General features: G+C 37.1%; 19 protein-coding genes and 1 tRNA gene. 6 read left to right on the top strand and 14 right to left on the bottom strand.

Annotated elements, in window-relative coordinates; genetic code table 11:
- Positions 1 to 8 precede the first annotated feature (8 nt).
- Both BMX49_RS07495 and acs read left to right on the top strand, forming a co-directional pair.
- Positions 9 to 1,910: an AMP-binding protein gene (locus tag BMX49_RS07495; RefSeq protein WP_034716306.1), complete on the top strand. Its 1,902-nt coding sequence runs from the start codon at positions 9 to 11 to the stop codon at positions 1,908 to 1,910.
- A 441-nt stretch (positions 1,911 to 2,351) separates the two neighbouring features.
- Positions 2,352 to 4,259: an acetate--CoA ligase gene (acs, locus tag BMX49_RS07490; protein ID WP_034716308.1), complete on the top strand. Its 1,908-nt coding sequence runs from the start codon at positions 2,352 to 2,354 to the stop codon at positions 4,257 to 4,259.
- Positions 4,260 to 4,903: 644 nt separating this feature from the next.
- Here the strand turns inward: acs and BMX49_RS07485 are convergent.
- The gene (locus tag BMX49_RS07485; protein WP_034716310.1) at positions 4,904 to 5,779 is read right to left on the bottom strand and encodes an aldo/keto reductase; all 876 of its coding nucleotides are present in this window, start codon (positions 5,777 to 5,779) and stop codon (positions 4,904 to 4,906) included.
- Between the two features lie 274 nt (positions 5,780 to 6,053).
- On the opposite strand from BMX49_RS07485, the gene BMX49_RS07480 reads away from it, so the two are divergent.
- Entirely contained in the window at positions 6,054 to 7,568 is a 1,515-nt protein-coding gene (locus BMX49_RS07480; RefSeq protein ID WP_034716312.1) for an FAD-dependent oxidoreductase, read from the top strand.
- A 103-nt stretch (positions 7,569 to 7,671) separates the two neighbouring features.
- On the opposite strand, the gene BMX49_RS07475 is transcribed toward BMX49_RS07480, so the two are convergent.
- The 6 genes from BMX49_RS07475 to BMX49_RS07450 form a co-directional block, all read right to left on the bottom strand.
- Complete coding sequence (locus BMX49_RS07475) at positions 7,672 to 7,938, bottom strand: SemiSWEET transporter (protein ID WP_034716314.1); 267 nt, start codon at positions 7,936 to 7,938, stop codon at positions 7,672 to 7,674.
- Positions 7,939 to 8,219: 281 nt separating this feature from the next.
- A complete protein-coding gene (locus tag BMX49_RS07470; protein ID WP_034716316.1) occupies positions 8,220 to 8,900 on the bottom strand; it encodes a type 1 glutamine amidotransferase domain-containing protein in 681 nt (226 codons plus the stop codon).
- Between the two features lie 41 nt (positions 8,901 to 8,941).
- Entirely contained in the window at positions 8,942 to 10,102 is a 1,161-nt protein-coding gene (locus tag BMX49_RS07465) for an iron-containing alcohol dehydrogenase (RefSeq protein WP_034716318.1), read from the bottom strand.
- Positions 10,103 to 10,118: 16 nt separating this feature from the next.
- Complete coding sequence (locus BMX49_RS07460; protein WP_034716320.1) at positions 10,119 to 11,114, bottom strand: NADP-dependent oxidoreductase; 996 nt, start codon at positions 11,112 to 11,114, stop codon at positions 10,119 to 10,121.
- 98 nt (positions 11,115 to 11,212) lie between these two features.
- Entirely contained in the window at positions 11,213 to 11,791 is a 579-nt protein-coding gene (locus BMX49_RS07455; RefSeq protein WP_034716323.1) for a TetR/AcrR family transcriptional regulator, read from the bottom strand.
- A gap of 9 nt (positions 11,792 to 11,800) precedes the next feature.
- Positions 11,801 to 12,187 (bottom strand): DoxX family protein, encoded by a 387-nt coding sequence (locus BMX49_RS07450; protein ID WP_034716325.1) that lies wholly within the window; start codon positions 12,185 to 12,187, stop codon positions 11,801 to 11,803.
- Positions 12,188 to 12,448: 261 nt separating this feature from the next.
- On the opposite strand from BMX49_RS07450, the gene BMX49_RS07445 reads away from it, so the two are divergent.
- Entirely contained in the window at positions 12,449 to 12,892 is a 444-nt protein-coding gene (locus tag BMX49_RS07445; protein ID WP_081864322.1) for a DUF2147 domain-containing protein, read from the top strand.
- 137 nt (positions 12,893 to 13,029) lie between these two features.
- Positions 13,030 to 14,013, top strand: a complete 984-nt coding sequence (locus BMX49_RS07440) for a hypothetical protein (RefSeq protein WP_034716330.1) — start codon at positions 13,030 to 13,032, stop codon at positions 14,011 to 14,013.
- A gap of 311 nt (positions 14,014 to 14,324) precedes the next feature.
- On the opposite strand, the gene BMX49_RS07435 is transcribed toward BMX49_RS07440, so the two are convergent.
- The 3 genes from BMX49_RS07435 to BMX49_RS07425 all read right to left on the bottom strand — a co-directional run bounded on the left by BMX49_RS07435 (position 14,325) and on the right by BMX49_RS07425 (position 16,428).
- A complete protein-coding gene (locus BMX49_RS07435; protein WP_034716332.1) occupies positions 14,325 to 15,356 on the bottom strand; it encodes an AI-2E family transporter in 1,032 nt (343 codons plus the stop codon).
- 151 nt (positions 15,357 to 15,507) lie between these two features.
- Complete coding sequence (locus BMX49_RS07430; protein WP_034716335.1) at positions 15,508 to 15,783, bottom strand: hypothetical protein; 276 nt, start codon at positions 15,781 to 15,783, stop codon at positions 15,508 to 15,510.
- A gap of 123 nt (positions 15,784 to 15,906) precedes the next feature.
- Complete coding sequence (locus BMX49_RS07425) at positions 15,907 to 16,428, bottom strand: phospholipase D family protein (RefSeq protein WP_034716337.1); 522 nt, start codon at positions 16,426 to 16,428, stop codon at positions 15,907 to 15,909.
- A 217-nt stretch (positions 16,429 to 16,645) separates the two neighbouring features.
- On the opposite strand from BMX49_RS07425, the gene BMX49_RS07420 reads away from it, so the two are divergent.
- Positions 16,646 to 16,718: transfer RNA gene (locus BMX49_RS07420), tRNA-Met, on the top strand.
- Between the two features lie 62 nt (positions 16,719 to 16,780).
- Here the strand turns inward: BMX49_RS07420 and BMX49_RS07415 are convergent.
- Genes BMX49_RS07415 through BMX49_RS07400 form a run of 4 tightly spaced genes read right to left on the bottom strand, consistent with a single transcriptional unit; the run spans position 16,781 to position 20,585 of the window.
- Complete coding sequence (locus BMX49_RS07415) at positions 16,781 to 17,227, bottom strand: adenylyltransferase/cytidyltransferase family protein (RefSeq protein WP_034717395.1); 447 nt, start codon at positions 17,225 to 17,227, stop codon at positions 16,781 to 16,783.
- Between the two features lie 25 nt (positions 17,228 to 17,252).
- Positions 17,253 to 18,383, bottom strand: a complete 1,131-nt coding sequence (locus BMX49_RS07410) for a hypothetical protein (protein WP_034716339.1) — start codon at positions 18,381 to 18,383, stop codon at positions 17,253 to 17,255.
- Positions 18,367 to 19,512: a UDP-galactopyranose mutase gene (glf, locus tag BMX49_RS07405; RefSeq protein WP_034716340.1), complete on the bottom strand. Its 1,146-nt coding sequence runs from the start codon at positions 19,510 to 19,512 to the stop codon at positions 18,367 to 18,369. The genes BMX49_RS07410 and glf overlap by 17 nt, the downstream gene beginning before the upstream one ends.
- Positions 19,509 to 20,585 carry a glycosyltransferase gene (locus tag BMX49_RS07400; protein ID WP_051803516.1) on the bottom strand — a complete coding sequence of 359 codons (1,077 nt, stop codon included), beginning with the start codon at positions 20,583 to 20,585 and terminating at the stop codon, positions 19,509 to 19,511. Before BMX49_RS07400 ends, glf begins: the two co-directional genes overlap by 4 nt.
- Between the last annotated feature and the right edge of the window lie 67 nt (positions 20,586 to 20,652).

Here is a 20,652-nt window from a genome sequence, read left to right as displayed (position 1 = left end):
TAAATATCATGAACGCAAATGAAATGTTTAAAGAAAGTATCGCTCACAAAGAAAAATTTTGGGCGGAACAGGCAGATAAAATCGAGTGGTTTAAAAAGCCAACACTAATCCTAACCGACGATGGTGAAACTTATCCGACTTGGTTTGCAGACGGTGAATTGAACACCTGTTTTTTGGCGGTTGATAAACATGTTAATGATGGATTTGGTGATCAAACTGCAATTATCTATGATTCACCCGTGACCAATAGAATCTTTAAATATACATACAGTCAATTTTTAGAACACGTTTCAAAATTTGCTGGAGGGCTTAAAAAATTAGGTTTAAAAAAAGGCGACACGGCCATTATTTATATGCCGATGATTCCAGAATCCGTATTTGCCATGCTGGCTTGCGCAAGATTAGGCGTCACGCATTCTGTTGTTTTTGGGGGATTTGCACCGCAGGAATTAGCGATCAGAATTGATGACTGTAATCCGAAAGCAATTATTACTGCGAGTTCTGGGATGGAAGTTTCTCGTAGAATTCCGTACTTGCCTTTTGTGAAAGAAGCAATTACGATGTCGGAACATCAACCAGAACATATCGTGGCATTTGATCGAAAACTTTTAGGAAACCGTGTCGATTTTAAAAATGATTCTTCATTGGTTGATTTCGAAAAGTTGATGACTGAGTCTGAACCAGCCGATTGTGTTCCCGTAGAATCTATGCATCCACTCTACATTTTGTACACATCTGGAACGACAGGAAAACCGAAAGGCGTTGTTCGCGATAATGGTGGACATGCTGTTGCGATGAAGTTTTCGATGAAAAATATTTATGGCGTTAAAGAAGGGGAAACTTTCTGGGCGGCATCCGATATTGGTTGGGCAGTAGGACATAGTTACTCCGTTTATGGACCTTTAATTAATAGGAATACCACCATAATTTTTGAAGGGAAACCAGTCGGAACGCCAGATGCCGGAACATTTTGGCGGGTGATCGAAGAGCATAAAGTAGTCGCCATGTTTACCGCACCGACCGCAATTAGAGCGATTAAGAAAGAGGATCCAGAAGGACAACTCATTAAAAAATATGATTTATCATCATTAAGAACCCAATTCCTCGCTGGCGAAAGATGCGATGTTGCAACTCTTGATTGGTTTGAAGAATTTGTGGGAGTTCCCGCCATCGACCATTGGTGGCAAACAGAATCTGGCTGGGCAATGTTAGGATTAATGCCTGGAGTCGAAGACGTTAAAATCAAAAGAGCCTCCGCTGGAAAACCAATTCCGGGATATGATATCAAAATTTTTAGTGAAGAAGGGTATGAACTGGAATCGCATCATGAAGGTTATTTGGTCATCAAACTTCCTTTAGCGCCTGGAGCGATGATGGGAATTTGGGGCGATCCGGAACGTTTTAAGTTTGGATATTTAGCAAAATTTCCGGGCTATTATTTTTCGGGCGACGGCGCAATTAAAGATGAAGATGGTTACGTTTTCGTGACCGGAAGAGTTGATGATGTGATTAATGTTGCCGGACATCGACTTTCTACAGCGGAAATGGAAGAAGTGGTGGCAGCACATAAAGAAGTTGCTGAATGTTGCGTGGTTGGAATCGATGATGATTTGAAGGGTCAAATTCCTTTTGCGATTGCGGTTTTAAAATCTGGGTCACAAGCCGATGAAAAAATATTGGAAAAAGAACTTGTTGATTTAGTGCGTGAGAAAATTGGTCCGGTGGCGAGTATGAAAAATGCTTTGGTAGTGAATAGACTACCGAAAACTCGCTCGGGTAAAATTTTGAGGAAATTAATTCGGACGATGCTGGATGCAAAGGAATATCAAATGCCGTCGACGATTGATGATGAAAGTGTTGTGGAGGAATTGCAGTTGAAAATGGATGAGTATAAAAAGAAGTATTTGTAAATTGTTGTGTGAATTTGTAAGGAAATACTTTAACGCAAAGACGCAAAGAATTTATAAACATATTGCATAGAATTACGGACGCAAAGGCGTTTCACTTAGCAAAGGATTTTTGGTAAATAAAACCATTGAAAAATTTAACCATTAAGAAATTAAGTAAAATTAAGATTCATCAAAGATGAATTAATGAGGAAAATCGAAATCCTTCATCCAGCCACGAAGTGGCGTAATCAATAGCATAGAATGTAGCCCTATGAATCTATTAATGAAAAAAATGAATTTATATTTAAACGAAAATTGGCATAAATAAAACGGGTCGTAACTAGCCCTGATAGTAGCGGTTACCCCGGAACAAGCTTTGGGAAAGCCTTGGCGTGAGGAGTATGAGCGGATAGCAGGTTCTTGGCTCCGAAATAAAATTAGAAATAAAAAAAATAATATATTATGAAAAATTATGTGATAGACGATTTGCCGGACTATTTTAAACAGTACAAAAAATCGATTAAAAACCCGAAGAAATTTTGGGATAAAGTGGCTGATGAGAATTTCGTGTGGTACCAACGTTGGTCGAAAGTGGTTTCCTACGATATGGAAAATGCGAAGATTGAGTGGTTTAAAAATGCGAAACTAAATATTACGAAAAACTGTATTGACCGGCATTTAAATGAGCGTGGTGATAAAACGGCGATTATTTTTGAACCGAATGATCCGAAAGAAGAGGCGCAGCATATTTCGTACAAGGACTTACGCGACCGTGTTTGCAAGATGGCCAATGTGCTGCGTGATTTAGGTGTGGAGAAAGGCGACCGAGTTTGTATTTATTTGCCAATGATTCCAGAATTGGCAGTGACGATGTTGGCTTGTGCAAGATTAGGTGCAGTTCACTCCGTTATTTTTGCAGGATTTTCGGCGAATGCAGTTGAGTCGAGAGTGAACGATTGCGGTGCGAAAGTGATCGTTTGCTCTGATGGAAGTTTCCGTGGTGCGAAATCAATTGATTTGAAAGGAATTATTGATGAAGCCGTTGAAAAATGTCCAACTGTTGAAAAAGTTTTGGTTGTAAAAAGGACGGGTGGCGAAGTGAAAATGAAGGAAGGAAGAGATCTTTGGTTGGCGCCACTTTATGACCAAGCGCCGTCTGATTTTATTTCCGTGATCATGGATGCGGAAGATCCTTTGTTTATTTTGTATACTTCTGGCTCGACTGGAAAACCGAAAGGAATGTTGCATACAACGGCAGGTTTCATGGTATTTACAGCGTATACCTTTAAGAATGTTTTCAATTATAAAGAGAACGATATTTATTGGTGTACCGCAGATATCGGCTGGATTACAGGACATTCTTATATTTTGTACGGACCGCTTGCAAACGGAGCGACGACCGTTATTTTTGAAGGAGTACCTACTTATCCGGAGCCAGATCGTTTTTGGGAAGTGATTGAAAAACATAAAATAACGCAATTTTACACGGCACCAACGGCGATTCGTGCCTTGGCAAAAGAATCTTACGACTGGGTGGAGAAGCACGATTTGTCGAGTTTAAGAGTGATTGGCTCCGTGGGTGAACCAATTAATGATGAAGCCTGGCACTGGTACAATGATCACGTCGGCAAGAAAAAATGTCCGATTGTCGATACTTGGTGGCAGACAGAAACTGGAGGAATTATGATTTCGCCATTGCCATTTATCACTCCGACAAAACCGACTTACGCGACTTTACCATTACCAGGAATTCAGCCCGTTTTGATGGATGATAAACGTAATGAAATTACCGGAAATCAGGTGGATGGAAATCTATGCATTCGATTTCCGTGGCCTGGAATTGCCCGAACAATTTGGGGCGATCACCAACGATATAAAGAAACTTATTTCACGGCATTTCCGGGAAAATATTTTACTGGAGATGGCGCATTGAGAGATGAAGTTGGCTATTACAGAATCACGGGTCGAGTTGATGACGTGATTATTGTTTCTGGTCATAACCTCGGAACAGCACCGATTGAAGACAGTGTCAATCAACATCCAGCGGTGGCAGAATCTGCGATTGTTGGTTATCCGCACGATGTAAAAGGAAGTGCGCTGTACGGTTTCGTCATGTTGAAAGACAGTGGTGAAGACCGCGATAGAGATAATTTGAGAAAAGAAATCAATGGTGTGATTTCCGATACGATTGGACCGATCGCGAAACTGGATAAAATTCAATTTGTTTCTGCGCTGCCAAAAACCCGTTCCGGGAAAATCATGCGCCGTATTTTGCGTAAAATTGCGGAAGGTGATTTTGCCAATTTCGGTGATACTTCTACCCTTTTGAATCCGGAGATTGTGGAGGAAATTAAGAATGAGAAGATGTAGGATGTTTGGACGATTGATGTTTGAAATCGTACAATAAATTGATAATTGAACCTTGCGGAAACGTGAGGTTTTTTACATTTATTTTTAACTACAAAAGCCACAAAATTAGTTTTAAAATATTTTTTGATATTTACATAGACTACTTTAAGAAGAGTTTTGTTTTCATCCCGTGTAGGAAAGCGCAACCCTGTCTAGTTTTTTTTTTTTAATTTGATTTAAAACCGTCATCATTTTTTCATCGAATATGCATTAGACTTAATAATTTTCTTGCAACAGCGTTTATAGGTATCTTTTTTGTAGCTTTTCTATTCGATTCCCAGACTGATTTTGCTAAATAGCTAGTCCTTGAATAAACTATCAAAAGGTCAAGACGTAGAAACTCTGGTTAAAAAACTTCCCCAAAATCTAAAAACTTTCAAACAAGTACGATTATCTATATTTCGTAAGATAAAGTTTATTGCCGGCTTCGCAGAGAGAAATTTTTTAACGCATTTAATTTTATTCCGATGCCAATCTAAACACAATTTTAGATGGTGTTTTCTCTAATTAATATGAATGAATTATGTATATAAAAAACTCCTTTGCTTGTAAGGAGTTTTGCTTTTATTAGTTACAATACTGACTGTTAAGTAAAATATTTTCAATTAAATATCTGCCACAGAATTCAGCATTTTTTGTTCCCACTCAGCATCTTGGGGGTCAAAAAATATTCTTTTATTGGTATCTAAAGAACGGACGGTATTCATTTCATCTTCTGATAATTCAAAATCAAAAACGTTGAAGTTTTGTTCAATTCTGGAGGGAGTTACTGATTTGGGAATGACGACAAAACCTTCTTGTAAATGCCATCTTAAAATGACTTGCGCCACCGTTTTATCATGTCTTTCAGCAATATTTTTTAAGGTTTCATTATTTAACAAATCTGCGTTGCCATTCCCTAGCGGACTCCAAGGTTGTGTCACAATCTTGTTTTCACTGTTATATATCTGAAGTTCTTTTTGCTGGAAAATCGGGTGCAATTCAATTTGATTAATGACTGGCATCACGGTTGAATGGGCTTTTAATTCTTCTAATTTTTCAATGGTGAAGTTACAGACGCCAATCCCTTTAATCTTTCCTTCTTGATACAATTCCTCTAAGGTTTTCCAAGCGCCCAAGAAATCTCCGAACGGCCAGTGAATTAAATAAAGGTCAAGATAATCCAACTGCAATCGGTCCAGCGTTTTTTGAAAAGCCAGTTTAGCTTTTTCGTAACCGTGATCCTGAACCCAAAGTTTCGAGGTGATAAATAATTCATCCCGATCTACACCACTATTTTTAATAGCAGCTCCAACTGCCGTTTCATTCATGTAAATCGCCGCGGTATCAATCATTCGATAACCTGTTTGAATGGCTTTGATTACCGCATTTTCACACTCTTTTAAATCTTCCATTTGCCAAACGCCGAAACCCAAGGCTGGAATATCAACTCCATTATTCAGGGTAACGATTGGTTGATTTTTATATGTTTTTTGTATCATTTTTATTTTTATTAAAGTCAATCAAATTTCGGGAAAAATTTTAAAACATCAGATTGCTCGAATATCATTAGATTTCAAATCGGAAAAGAACCTCTTCAGTAAAGGAAACTTTAATAATGATTGAATGATTCAAGCTCACTTTAACTTTAAATAAGGAAAAAAATCACAAAACATTCATAATCAAATCTAAACTATAGAATTGAAATCAGTAAGGCGTAAAAATTGCTCATTCTAAAAATCATTAGACAATACTTTAACAAATTAAATTATTTTTATGAAAAGAGATGGTGAAAATAAAAGTTTATGGCAAGACGTTCAAATGTCTAATGCTACCAATGAAAATCAAGAAAAAACATACGAGGTAATTATTGCAGGCGCCGGAATCACGGGTCTTACCGCAGGTTATCTTCTTCAAAAAGCTGGAAAGAATTGTTTAATTCTAGAAGCAGATAATATTGGATTTGGCTCTACAGGCGGAACTACAGCCCATATCAATACTTTTTACGATGCCCAATATGATCAAGTGATTAAAGATTTCGGAGAAGATGATGCAAAACTTTTAGCGCAAACTGGTCCAGAAGTCATCTCGCAAATAAAAAAGATCATTGCAGACCATCAGATTGAGTGTGACTTTGAAGATCGAGCGTCGTACGTCTTTTCATTAGATAAAAAACAAACAGAAAAACTGGATCATTTATATGAAGCTACGGTAAAAGTAGGTCTTCCTGCGGAGCGTGTTTCTGCTAATCCCTTTCCGATTCCATTTGACAAAATTATTAAGATAGACGGGCAGGCGCAATTTCATCCTTTAAAATATATTAAAGCCCTTAGCGAAGAGTTTTTAAAAATGGGTGGAACGATTTCTTTGGGGCAAAAAGTAACTGATGTTTCCGAAAAAGATCAGCTCGTTGAAGTAAAAACTGAACAGTCTAATTATCAAACTCAGGATTTCATTTGGGCGACTCACGTTGTTCCAAATATTAATCGAATGAATTTCTTAGCCGCACCTTATCGAAGTTACGTTGTAGCCTTTACATTGCAATCCGACGAATATCCGAAAGCACAGGCTGCAGATTTATGTGAACCTTATCATTACTACAGAACTCAAGAAATCGACGGTAAAAAATATATTATTGCGGGAGGTGAAGATCACAAAACCGGACAAGAAGAAAATCCAGAAGAACGATTTCAAAACTTAGAAGAATATGTCCGCGATTATTTTGACGTAGAAGAAATTACGCATCGCTGGTCTTCCCAGTTTTACACGCCAACGGACGGTTTGCCTTTTATTGGAAAAAGTCCGGGCGACCAACATATTTACTGGGCAACCGCTTATGATGGTAATGGAATGACCTTCGGAACACTTTCGGCCATGATGATTTCTGACCTCATTAATGGTAAGAAAAATAAATATGAGCAACTCTTTGATCCTTCTCGATTGAATGTAAAAGCAGGAATTTTGGATACTTTAAAAGAAAGTTCCGACGCAGTATTTCATCTTATCGTTGATAAATTTACTGCGGAAAAAATAAAGAGTTTAGAAGAAATAAAATCAGGCGAAGGAAAAACCGTCTCTTACGAGGGAAATACGGTTTCGATTTACCGCGACGACAGTGGAACATTGCATGCTGTGAAAAGCGCGTGTACGCACATGGGTGCAAATGTCAGCTGGAATAAAACAGAAAAGTCTTGGGATTGTCCTTGTCATGGCGCCCGATTCGATATTGATGGTAAAGTTTTAAACGGACCTGCCACGAAAGATTTGGAGATAGTCGATTTGAAAGAATAGCATTACTTACACCCTCTTTTTAATATAATAATAAATGTGATTTTAGTGAGTCGCATTTATTATTTTTAAGGATTTTGAGTATATTTTTAAGTCCGAAAATACCCTATTTTTTATTCTTCTTTTTATAAGTGAAGAAAGCAATCAGGAGACAAATATTGACCAAGACCGCAAATGCATTAGATAAAATAATGGGCAGTTCCTCTTTTAAGATTCCATACCAAACCCACAGTGACAAACCGACGATCAAGGTACCAATCATCAGCCACGATAAATCTTCGACGTCTTTGTTTTTTAAAACTTTGATGAGTTGCGGCAACATCGCCACCGACGTAATTCCACCCGCGACCAATCCTAAAATATTTTCATTCATGTTCTAATTTATGAAAAAAGAATTTAGCAAAAAGAATTTGTAAGCTTTTAAAAACATTCATTCTTTAACCGCAAAAGTGGCAAAAGATCAATACAAAAAAGAAGTGAATCAAAAGTTTGCAATAGCCTAAAAATATTCCTCTATATGCTCACTTGAAGATTGTAATGGATTATAGCAGAAAGCTAGTGCAACATTCGCGGTTTAAAAAATCAGATTACTCTAAAAAAAAGTCCCAAAGCAGAAAACCACTTTGGAACTTTTTAGAATTAATTAAAACAAACTTATTTTTGAAGTTTCTTCAATAACATTTCAGCTACTTTTTCAGATGAGGCTGGATTTTGACCAGTGATCAATAAACCGTCTTCGATTGCATATTCTTCGAAATCTCCTTTCTTACTGTAGATTCCGCCATTTTCTTTAAACATATCTTCCACTAAAAACGGAACAACATCTGTTAATTGAACCAAATCTTCTTCTGTATTGGTAAAGCCAGTTACTTTTTTTCCTTTCACCAAAGGTTCTCCATTCGTGTTTTTTACCTGTTTCAAAGCTGCGGGAGCATGACAAACAAAAGAAACTGGTTTATCGGAATTGTAAAAACTTTCAATCAGTTTTACTGACACTTCACTTTCGGCCAAATCCCATAATGGTCCGTGACCGCCTGGATAAAATACCGCATCGTAATCATCTGATGAAACCTCAGAAAGTTGATGCGTTTTGCTTAATTTTTCCTGTAATGCTGCATCCGCTTTAAATCTTTTTGTAGATTCAGTTTGATTTTCTGGCTTATCGCTTGTAGGATCAATCGGCGGTTGTCCACCTTTTGGGGAAGCTAAAGTTACGTCAACTCCTTTGTCCACTAAATAGTAATAAGGACTTGCAAATTCTTCGATCCAAAAACCAGTTTTTTCGCCGGTGTTTCCTAATTGATCGTGCGATGTTAAGACAAATAATATTTTCATATCTATTTTTTTGAGTGTTTTAATTTTTAAAGATATACTTTCTAGTAGCTCATTTCGATAATTTTCTGAGCATCAGTTGGCGTCAAAGATTTGTGTTCTCCTAAACCGCCCCAACCTCTTTCGGTAAAACGTTTTGCAACGATGCTTCCAGTTTCTGAATAATCTTCGGTGTAGTCAGATAACTTAATATCGATCCCTAACGATTTGAAAAACTCGTCGGTTTTGTTAATTCCCGCGTGTGCTTTTTCTTCTAAAGTTCCTTCGGTAATATTCCAAACGCGTTCTGCATATTGCGCTAATTTCTCTTTCTTGGTTTCGAAATTATAACGATAATGATTTCCAGCTAAGATGGCCAAAGTTCTGGCGTGATCAATTCCATAAAGTGCTGTCAATTCGTGACCCATGGAGTGAACTGCCCAATCTCCAGGAACTCCTTGTTGGATTAATCCATTCAAAGCCAGGGTACAACTCCACATAAAATTAGAAGCTGCTTCATAATCGGACGGATCTTTCATAATTGCCGGAGCTACTTCTACCAAAGTCTGGATGATGCTTTCAGCAAAACGATCCTGCAATTTTGCGCCAATCGGATAGGTCATGTATTGTTCCAGAACGTGGGTAAAGGCATCAGCAATTCCGTTTGCTAGTTGACGTTGTGGGATTGACTGAATAACTTCTGGATCAAGCACAGAGAAAATTGGGAACAAACCTGGCCCGCCAAAAGCTAATTTTTCTTTGGTTTCAGCTCTTGTGATTACGGAACCTGAATTCATTTCTGAACCTGTGGCAGGAAGTGTTAAAACCGTGGCGAAAGGCATTCCTTCAGTCACTGGTTTTTTGTTCGTCAATAAATCCCAAGGCGTTTCACCTTCATATAAAGCTGCGGCGGATAAAAATTTTGTTCCATCAATTACAGAACCGCCACCAACTGCTAAAAGATAAGTTATCTTTTCATCTTTAATGACTTTCAACGCGTCTAACAAAACGCTGTATTCTGGATTGGCAGGAATTCCACCAAATTCTACAACTTCATATCCTGAAAGTGCTTTTATAACTTGTTCGTAAATTCCATTTTTCATAATACTTCCGCCGCCATAGAGCATTAGTACTTTTGAGTTTGCTGGAATTTCTGTGGACAAATTTTCTATCTGACCTTTACCAAACAATATTTTGGTTGGATTTCTGTATTTAAAATTATTCATAAGATGTATTTTGTGATTATATTTTTACGATCATTTTTCCTGTGTTTTTTCCTTCAAAAAGATCCAGAAAAGCTTGCGGTATATTTTCAAAACCTTCCACGATGGTTTCGGTAGAATTAAGTTTCCCTTCAGCTAACCATTGCGATAATTGTTTCATTCCTTCCGGAAGTTTGTCGATATAATTGCTGACGACAAAACCTTGCATCAAAGCGCTTTTTCGAATTAAGAAATGTTCGACCCGTGGACCTTGCGGAATTTTAGTTTCATTATAAATAGAAATTGCTCCACACACAACAATTCTGCCCAATCGATTAATATTGGCATGAACACCATCTGAAATAGATCCGCCTACATTGTCATAGTAAACATCAACGCCATCGGGACAAACCTCTGCAATGGCTTTGGTCATATCCTTTGTTGTATTATAATTAATGGCTTCATCAAAACCGAATTCCGATTTCAGCAGTTCTACTTTTTCATCTGTTCCAGCAATTCCAATTACGCGGCAACCCAATATTTTGCCAATTTGTCCTACGATACTTCCGACGGCTCCAGCCGCTCCAGAGACCACCAAAGTTTCTCCTTTTTTTGGTTTTCCAATTTCGGTCAGGCCGAAGTAAGCGGTTAAACCCGTCATTCCTAAAACGCCTAAATAGTTAGAAAGTGGCGCCAGTTGATCATCTATTTTTAAAAGATTCTCACCGGTAGAAGTTTGAAATTCTCTCCAAGGCAACATTCCTGATAAAAAATCTCCCACTTTGAATTTATCATTTTGAGATTCCATTACTTCTGCTACGATTCCAGAAGTCATGGCTTTTTGAAGTTCAAAAGGTGGAACGTAAGATTTTGCATCGCTCATTCTTCCTCTTAAATAAGGATCGACTGAGACGAATTTAGTTTTCAAAAGAATTTCCCCGTCTTTAATGTGAGGCATTTCTTCATCAACTATTTTAAAATCGGAAAGTTGAGGTTTCCCAACTGGACGGCTGTTGAGTATGATTGTTTTATTCATTTTAATAATTTTTAAATTTAATATTTGTTTTTGATCAAGAGATCGGCTTTAACACCTCCTAATTACTGAACGTTCATTCTTTTTTAATTGAAAAAATATTACATTCTAATGGCATCCCAAGCTGCCTGGAATGTTTTCGTTTTTACATTTTCATTTAAAGTATAGATGTCACGATCTTGCATTTCCAATAAAAAAGATAAGGGATAAATGGTAAATGCATATAAAATATAGTCAGAAAGCGGCTTGATAATTCCTTCTTTTTTTCCTTTTTCCCAAAGATTCAATAAGGGTTGTAAATGTTTCAATCCTTCTATTCTAATCGCTTCATCAATCATCGGACTGTTGTCGCACTGCGATAAAAATGTCGCTTCGTTGATTTGATTTAATTTGTAGTTGGCAATATTAAACCAAATGAGTTCAAAGCCTTTCTTCACAGACATTTCTTCATGGTAACCTTCAAAAGCGCAGACGCTAAACGATTCTTTCACTTCTAAATAAAGCGTATTAATCAAATCTTGTTTGTTTTCAAAATAAAGATAAATCGTAGCAGGCGAAACTCCAGCGAGTTTGGCAATTTTCGACATCGGCGTATTGTGAAAGCCATGGTTGTTGACCAAAGTCAGCGTCGCTTGAAGCAGCGCACTTTTCTTATCGGTAATTTTTTCTTTTTTGATCATTCTTCAATTTTATTTAGCCCGCGAGGTAAATTTGTAAGAACCCCAAGCCAACCAAATTAAGACGAATTGAAATACTAATCGGATGTACGCCAAAGTTGGGCTACCAATTACAGGTTGATCTTTCAAAGCATCAATAATATGCAGTGGTAAGAAAATGACCATCAAAGCAAAAATACCTAATAAGCCATACTTGGTGTATTTATGATTTAAAAATAAGGTCACTACTCCCAACAGTAATTCTATTATTCCCGATCCATAAACGATTGCCACGGGATATGGTAACGAGGCTGGAACAAATGGCAAGTAGAAATCAGGATTCCAAATATGCTGAATTCCAGCGACCATCATTAAAACTGCCAGAAGGATACTTACGATCACCCAAAATATTACTTTCATGTTGATTTATTTTTTGATAGTGCAAAGATACAAAAAAAGAATGAACGTTCATTTTCATTTATTCTTATTTCTTCTATAGCATTCTTTATGGTATGGATACCATATTAACTTTCTGATACTTCTATGGTATGGTTTTGGCTAAGTCGAAACTCGTTGTCAACATTAGCTATCGCTAACCAACAGTCCGTCACGCTTTAGAATACTGATCAATCTTTTAAAGCAACGCAATACTATTTAACTAATCTTTTACAGAATCTAATTATGATGTTTAAATCCTCAATCTTCTTTCTACTATTTCTATGTTGCACGGTAACAGGTCAAACAAAAATAGATGATATTTTAGGAAATTGGATGGCCACTGATAAGAGTGTAAAAGTTCAGGTTTATAAAGAATCAGGAACGTTTAAAGCCAAAGTAATTTGGTACGATGTGAAGTTAGGAAGTGGCAAACCGATGCACGCCGCCACAGATACGCGTAATCCCAATGAAAAATTAAGAAATCGTAAAATCATTGGAATGCAGGTTTTAGATGGTCTTCATTTCAATGCCGCTAACCAGAGATGGGAGAAAGGGAAAATTTACGATGCCTCCAGTGGGCGAACCTGGGATTCTTATGCAGAAATAAAGGATAATGGCGAATTAATTGTTCGTGGATACTGGAAATGGCAGTGGATTGGAAAGACCCTTCATTTCGAGAGATATTAAAATAGTAATTTTTACTCTCCAAAATTTCTGTTATCAGTTCTGTTTTTAAAAGTCATTTCTATCTTATTTTCCAAATAAAAAGCGCAAGTTAATGGTTATCTTTGCAAAAAGTTTCCAACTTAATTTTCTACTTATTTATGTCACTAGCGCTCTACAATCCGTTCCAGGATTTAATATTCGATGATCAATTTTGTTTTCTAACCGGTGATTTAACCACCGAAAAAATGACTGTTTATCCAGATCGGTTGATGGACCATTTTAAATTTGGCACCGATCGAATTGAAATGATGGACAAATCGAAGTCTTATACTTACGCTGATTTACAATTGCCGTGTTCTCCACGCGTAAAAAAAGCCTTTGAAGAATTGGAAATAAAGTTTCAGGCTGCCTATCAAAATGGCTACGAAGGAATTAAGGCGCTTGACGAACAGGAACTTTTTCTTTGGACTGGCAGAATGGTTTACGGAATGTTGTATTATGAAATGCGCTACGAAAGTGCACGCATGATGCGACTAAGAGAACCCTTTAACTTGTCTCCTACTCTGCGAGAACGCTTTGGAAACTTTCATTTAATGTTGCAATCGATTGTAGAACCTATTTCCTTTGTAGGCCAGAAACCGTGGACTATTGCGGTGTTTCCTTTAAAATACTCAGCAGATATTTTCAGCTATCGTGACGATACCGTCAATTTACTCTTTCAGTTTGGCGTGAATGGTTTTGGCTTAATTGCGTGTTTGCAGGATAACGGAATCATCGGCGAAAAGCAAAAAGAAATCCTTCAAAAAATGGAAGGTCATGTTTTGCACCCTGTACAGTTTGAAGAGTTATTTGCCAGATTTCATTACTCCGATTACATTTTGCAATACAAACCGGAATACAAAATTGAAAACGCAGAGAACGGAATTACCATAGAAGCAATTCCCATTACAGCAAACGCTAACAGACCTGTTTTCGGCTTTTGGGATGAAGAAGTTTTTGCCCAATTGCTCACCAATTATTGGTCGGTTTATGGAATCCAACGGGAAGATATTATTCAGTTTCAAAAACCTTTTTTAAGTTTTCTGGAGAATCCGTATTCAAAGGATTTTGTGAAGCCGGAAAGTATTGATTTGCCGTTTTAAATTAGATTATTTCTTTTAGTGATGAAACCACAAAAGTCACAAAAATTATTTGAAAAAATTCTTTTAAAAGTTTAAAAAAGAAGCGCTCAATCGGTATTTTATATTCGTCGATAAGAGGTTCAAAATTATGATCTTGAGTATGTTATATTTTACAATCAAGCTAAATTCGTCCAGATAAATTAGCACCAAAACAAACCAAAAATTTCTAAAAGTTATTTTTAATTTGGCCTTGTAATCATTTATTAGGTGGATTTGCTGATGATTTGTAATTTTTACTATCTATGAATTCTGCAGACTATCAATGTTGTTAATTATTCAGCTTGATCTCCTTGTTTTTCCACGTACAATCTATTAATCACAGTCATCACGATTGCTACCAACGGCGTCGCCAATAAAACACCCCAAAAGCCTGCAACAACACCCATGGCAACTTGTCCAAAAACCAGTAACGCTGGTGGTACACTCACCATTTTTTTCTGAATTAAAGGTTGGGTCAATGTGCTCTGAATAATTTGAATTAAAGTAAACAATCCAACGACCAATAAAGCAGTGTTGGGTCCTTGCATCAACCCCAGCAACGCAGCTGGAATAAGAGCTATTAAAGGTCCGAAATTTGGGATGAAATTTAATAATCCTGCGACTAAAGCCAGCGTTAAAACCAATGGCATCCCCAGGAGCCACAAACCTAATCCAGTTAATATGGCGATGAAAAAGAAGCCAAAAATTTGACCTTTTAACCAATTTTTAAGGACGTGATGAATTTCATCCCATAACTTTTCGGCCGTCGCCTTTCCTTTCGTTGGTACTAAATGAATAATTCCTTTGCGGTAAATTGCGGGACTTGCTGTAAAAAACATACCCAGTAAAATCACAATATAAAAATCACTTAAAATTCCAAAAGTTGAAGAGAAAAAAGTTTTGATGACCGAACCAGCTTTACCTGAATCCAAAGAGTTCGTTGTATAACTAAGAATTTTTTGTCCTAAGGGTTTTTCAGAAAGCCAGCTCTTCGCGTTTTCTAGCGTTTGGGGGAGTTTGGTTGAAAGTTCATCCAGCTGCGAATTTAAACGGTCACCTACAAACCAAAAGAAAAGTCCGATTACCACGACGTTAAGAACTACCGAAAGAATAAGTGCGTATGGTGAACCCATTTTTAATTTCCGTTTAAGAAAATCTGCACAGCCGTGAAAATAAATAGCCATCAAGGCACCAGCAAGAACCAAGAGGAACAGATTTAAAAGCGTTGTAAATAAGTAGGTAACCAGAATTGCCAAAAGTAGAATTCCCGTGGCAATCCAAAATTTATTTTTAAAACTTTTTTGGTTTTCAGAATTATGATCCATAAGCTATTTTTAAGTTTGGTCAAGAAAATAGGTTGAAGAACGGTCAACGTAAAGGTAGAAATTTGAGAATAAAGTGCAGAAATTATATTCCGCATTTTATTTTTAGCGACACATTTGTAAAGTAATTCGTTTGAAAACTTCAGAAATTGTCTTAACCAGAATAATAATCAAAATAGATTTCATTGTTATCCAAGAACTCGGTGAAGAGATCAAAAGCGGTCATTTGATTTTCGAGCAGCAAAAGGAGTTTGGCTTCCAACTCTTTATAATCAATTTTTAATGCTTTGCAAACTGCGGCAACATCGAGCACTGTGGCGGATCTTTCGTATTTGAAATCTGAACTTAAATCTTGAAGATCCAATCTGATGGCTTGCGAAGTGACGGTTAAGTAAATGACGCGACCGAAATTGTCTGAGTAAATTTGCATAAAGGTTTAGTTTTAAATTTAAATACAATTTCTATTTATACAAAAGTATGAATGATCATTTACTCTTCCTCATTATATTCTAAAACTTTCGGGAAATGCTTTCAAATAGATTAATGAGAAATATTAGTAGTTTGCAATAGGCAACGGACAATATTTCTTGCGGCCACATTTTGTGCATTGGGAACCGTTCCAAACTTCATCAAACTGCGAAATGGCAGGTTCAACTAATTCGGCATGATCGGTTAGGATACCAGCCTCAAAGTTTCTGTTATATTCGCCTTTCATTCCTATCCCCGCGCCAGTAAGATTGGCCGAACCGAGATAGATTTCGCGGGAATCAAAAACAAACATTTTAAAATGTACGCGCGGACAAAGGGCTTGTTCGAGGTGTTTCGCAAGTAAGGGATACTTATCAAAATCTTCCCGAAAATTAGGGCCGGGATCTTTAGCATAAAGCAAACGGATTTCTACACCACTTTTCAACAGGTCATTCAGCACGCCCAAAAAAGGTTTCGAGCCGGCAAGTCCATCCTTCACATAAACATCTTTGATATCCGCTGTTCCAATCCACAGACTGCGTTTCACCGTTTTGCATTTGTTGAGAACTTCAGTGTAGTGCGCTTTATCCTGAATATACTTGATCATTGATTTAAAAAAACAAACTTAACCAAAACTAAACAGAAGTTTTGAAAAGAGTGCGAATTTATAAGTATTAAACTTAATCCTTCCAAAACATTCTCTGAATTCCAAAGTAAATCTAGTCGAACCTCTACTCCATCATCTTGATTCTCAATCAAAAAAGAATTTTCTAAATATTTTTAGAACATCATCCAATAATTTGTGTACTTTTGCACCACAATAACGCGGGGTAGAGCAGTAGGTAGCTCGTCGGGCTCATAACCCGGAGGTCGCACGTTCGAGTCGTGTCTCCGCTACTAAGTAAAGAGAATCATATTAATGGTTCTCTTTTTTTGTGGATTATTTTTCGCCGCAAGTATTATTTAATATTTTGAACCTGATTCTCTTTTAAGTTTTCTTTTTTAAAAACTTCTAAGCGTAAATTAGTACTCGAAAATCGATGACGACGTTCATTAAAGTAAAGACGAATCCCAGCGCTTTCGCAATATTCCCTGCCAGTAAAAAGTTTCTCTCTATACTCGTCACCTAAAATCCGAACATCGATCGTATAAAGTCGTAAAATATCTTCCAAATCTTTTTCCGTCGTGTAAGGAATTATTTCGTCCACAAATTTGCAACCCTGGAGTTGGATATACCGTTCAACCACCGTTTGAGTTGGTTGATTTTTTTCTGGTCGGTCTATCGTTGGATCGGTCTGTAATCCTACAATAAGATAATCGCATTGCTCTTTTGCTTCTGCTAACATGCGAATGTGTCCGGCGTGCAGAAGATCAAAGGCACTAAATGTAATGCCTACTTTTTTCATTGATTTTTCCATTTAGATGATAGTATTAGACTAATTTTCTAGATCCTTCATTAATAAAATTTAGCTGTTGATGTTTGAGTTCAACTATATATTCCAAATGAGGAAGTCGGTTAGCTTCCTCATCTAGATCGAAAATCCCGCAATTGCTGTACTCAGAAAGGTCGTCCCAATTCGGTCGGTCAGTGACGGGATAAATGCAAACTCCCCAAAATGGAATTCCGGCTTTGATCACAGCCTGGCATTCGGTCGCAATTTCCTGCAACCATTCTACTCGTCCCGCACCAAAATGCCCAGTTTCTGAAATAAAGATGGGTTTTTCATATCGCAGGAAAGCACCAAATAAAAGCTTTCGTAATGGCACTCTAGCATTGATAGAATCAGGCCAATAGACGGTTTCGCCACCTTCAATCCATTGACAGTTCCAATAATAATTGACGCCCAAAATGTCAAATAAATCAGTATTTCCGCCCAGTTCCGGACAAATCCTACCTGAAATCATATCGGCAGCTTCAAACTGGTATTCGTTGATTTTAAAAAGTTGCTCGTCAGAGAGTTCTCCATTTTGATGAACTTTAACCAAAGGCTCTACTAAAATTATAATGGCAGAGGGATCTTTTTCTTTAATCGCCTTAATCCCGAGAATCGCCGCTTTACACAGATGATATTTCAGATCCCATCCGCTTTTTTCTAAGAAGGGAACTGTTCCTCTAACATCACCCGAAAACCAGGATAAAAAACTGATTTCATTAATCGGTACAATCATCAGAGGTTGTGTTGAATGTGCCTTATAGAATTTTACAAATGCGACGCACAGTTGGGTAAAACGTTCACAGAATTTAGGATGCGTTGGGAACAAGTCATCGGGATATCCAAAATGAATCATATCCCAAATTTGCTGAACGCCAAGTCTGTCCGCGATTTTTATTCTGTTTAATACTTCACTAAAATCAAAAACACCCGGACTTATTTCAACAGAACTCCAGCAAATTCCTTCTCGTACAGAGCAAATTCCAATATCGATCAGCAGTTGATAATCTTCTTCTACCCTTAAATGATGCTGTGTGGTTACTAAAAGATTCACGCGTTCACCCGAACGATTGATGTGATCTGCACATTCGAAACCTCCTAAGAAAAAAGAACTAAATGGATTCTGCACGTTGGTGTTGTTTAGGGAGTTTTATTTCTAAACTTTCAAAAAGATCCAAGGCATTTCTAAAAGCTTGATCCATATTGAAGTACTTGTAATTGGCCAATCTTCCTACAAAATGAACATCTAGCAATTGATCGGCTTCTTTTTTATATTGAGCATAAATCGTTTGATTTTTTTCGTTCGGAACTGGATAGTAAGGTTCTCCTTCATCCACTGTAAATTCTTTAACAATACTGGTTGTTGCTGATTTCTGATTTCCGAAGTGTTTATATTCCACAATCCTTGTGAAATCAACTTCTTTACCTGGATAATTAACCACCGAGTTTTCTTGAAAATACTCCTGATCAATCTCTTCTCTAACAAAATTGATCGATCGATATTCTAATTTTTCAGTAAGATTTTTATTAAATCTAAAGAAGCGATCGATTGGTCCGGTATAGAATAATTTCTCGTATCCCGATATTTGATCTTCCACCTCAAAATAGTCGGTATTAAGTAAAACAGTAATGTTCGGATGATCTAAAATATTTTTAAACATTTTGGTGTATCCACCTTTTGGCAAAGCTTGGTGAATATCTGAAAAGTATCGGTCATCATAATTATCTCTCACTGGAATACGCTCTAAAACTGATGCGTGAAGTTCCGCCGGATATTTATCCCACTGTTTTTTAGTGTAATGCTTAAACATTTTATCATATAAAACTTCACCAACTCTATTTAGAACCGCCTCTTCTCCATTTTTCGGTGGATTATAACTGATTCTGTTCTCAGATAACCATTGTTGCATTTCTTTTTCTGACGAAATTTCGGCATTGAACAACTTATTAACGGTGGTAATATTTACCGGAATGGGCACCAAATGCTCATCAACTTTAGCAACCACTTTATGTTCCCACGTGTACCAATCCGCAAACTGATTAACATATTTCCACACAGCATGATCGTTCGTGTGAAATAAATGCGCTCCATATTTAGAAGTTAAAATTTTATTTTCATCGTAATAGTCGAAGCAGTTGCCAGCGATGTGGTCTCTCTTTTCTATAATGAGAACTTGCTTTCCGGCGGAAGCATATCGTTCTGCCAGCACAGCGCCAGATATCCCAGCACCGATAATTAATATATCAAAATTGGTCATGCTATTTCTTTTATTATTTGAGACATCTTGGAGGCTGTAATATCCCAGGAGGTTTGTTCTAAAATTTTCTGGTAGATATGTTTATAATCGTTTTTCGGATGCATAACGGCAGTATGAAAGTCACTTTCATCTTCAATTAAATTGATGCAGTTGCTGTAATCGCGAACAACATCTTTAATCTTTGTCGAAATAATCGGCTTATCTGCGCACATGTATTCTAATGTTTTGGTGGGGCTGATAAATTTTGTAGAATCATTCAAAGCAAAAGGCATCATTGCGAAATCAAATTCATTTAAATAAACCGGAAGTTCCGTATAGGTTTTCATTCCTAAATAGAAAATATTCTTCGCTCTCGGTAAATCTTCTTCTCCGATTTTACAAATAGGGCCGATCATCACAAAAGAAACTTCGGGCATTTTCAAAGCGCTCATTTCTAATAAATCGAGATCAATCCGTTCATCAATTACTCCATAATAACCAACAATCGGTTTGGGAATTGATTCTATGTCTGCTGTAAGTTGCGAATTTTGACCATTGCTTTCAAAATGCTCCCGATCAACCGAACTTGGGAAACAATAGACGTTATGATGCTTTTCCTTTTTTGCTTCATAAAGAGATTTCCCGCCTGTATAAACCACGTCAGCGGCAGATAACAAATATTTTTCCTGCTCAATCAATTCTGGTGAAGCTCCTTTAAAAAGAGAAAGTTCATCCATACAATCATAAACGATTACGCCAAAATCTAAATAATTGAGAACCTCTATAAATGCGGGCGAATAAAACCAGCCGACGGGAAAAATCTGAGCTTTCAATATCTTCTTCAGGAACGCTCCTACCTCTTGCATTTGATCAATAGTAGGTTGCAGGATATGTATCGAGTCGCTTACTACTAATCCTTCCAGCTCTTTGGAATCTGCCCTTCCTATGGGTTCTTCTACCACTAAAATTTTGAAATCTTTTGATAATCTGCTGATTAAATGTTGTGGCCGTTGGTAAACAAAATCCCAGCGCAAATGACAGAATACAATCATATCATAATGAGAATGGAGACCGGTGTTTTTTAATAATTTCATAACTTATATTCTTTCTGATTGGTAAAAGTAGAAGTAAATAAAAGGAAAAATGCCCTTAAAAAAATTA

The sequence above is a fragment of the Kaistella antarctica genome (assembly GCF_900109615.1).
Classification (GTDB): domain Bacteria; phylum Bacteroidota; class Bacteroidia; order Flavobacteriales; family Weeksellaceae; genus Kaistella; species Kaistella antarctica.
The sequence above is the reverse complement of the archived record's forward strand: the minus strand, read 5'-3'. Positions and strand labels throughout refer to the sequence as shown.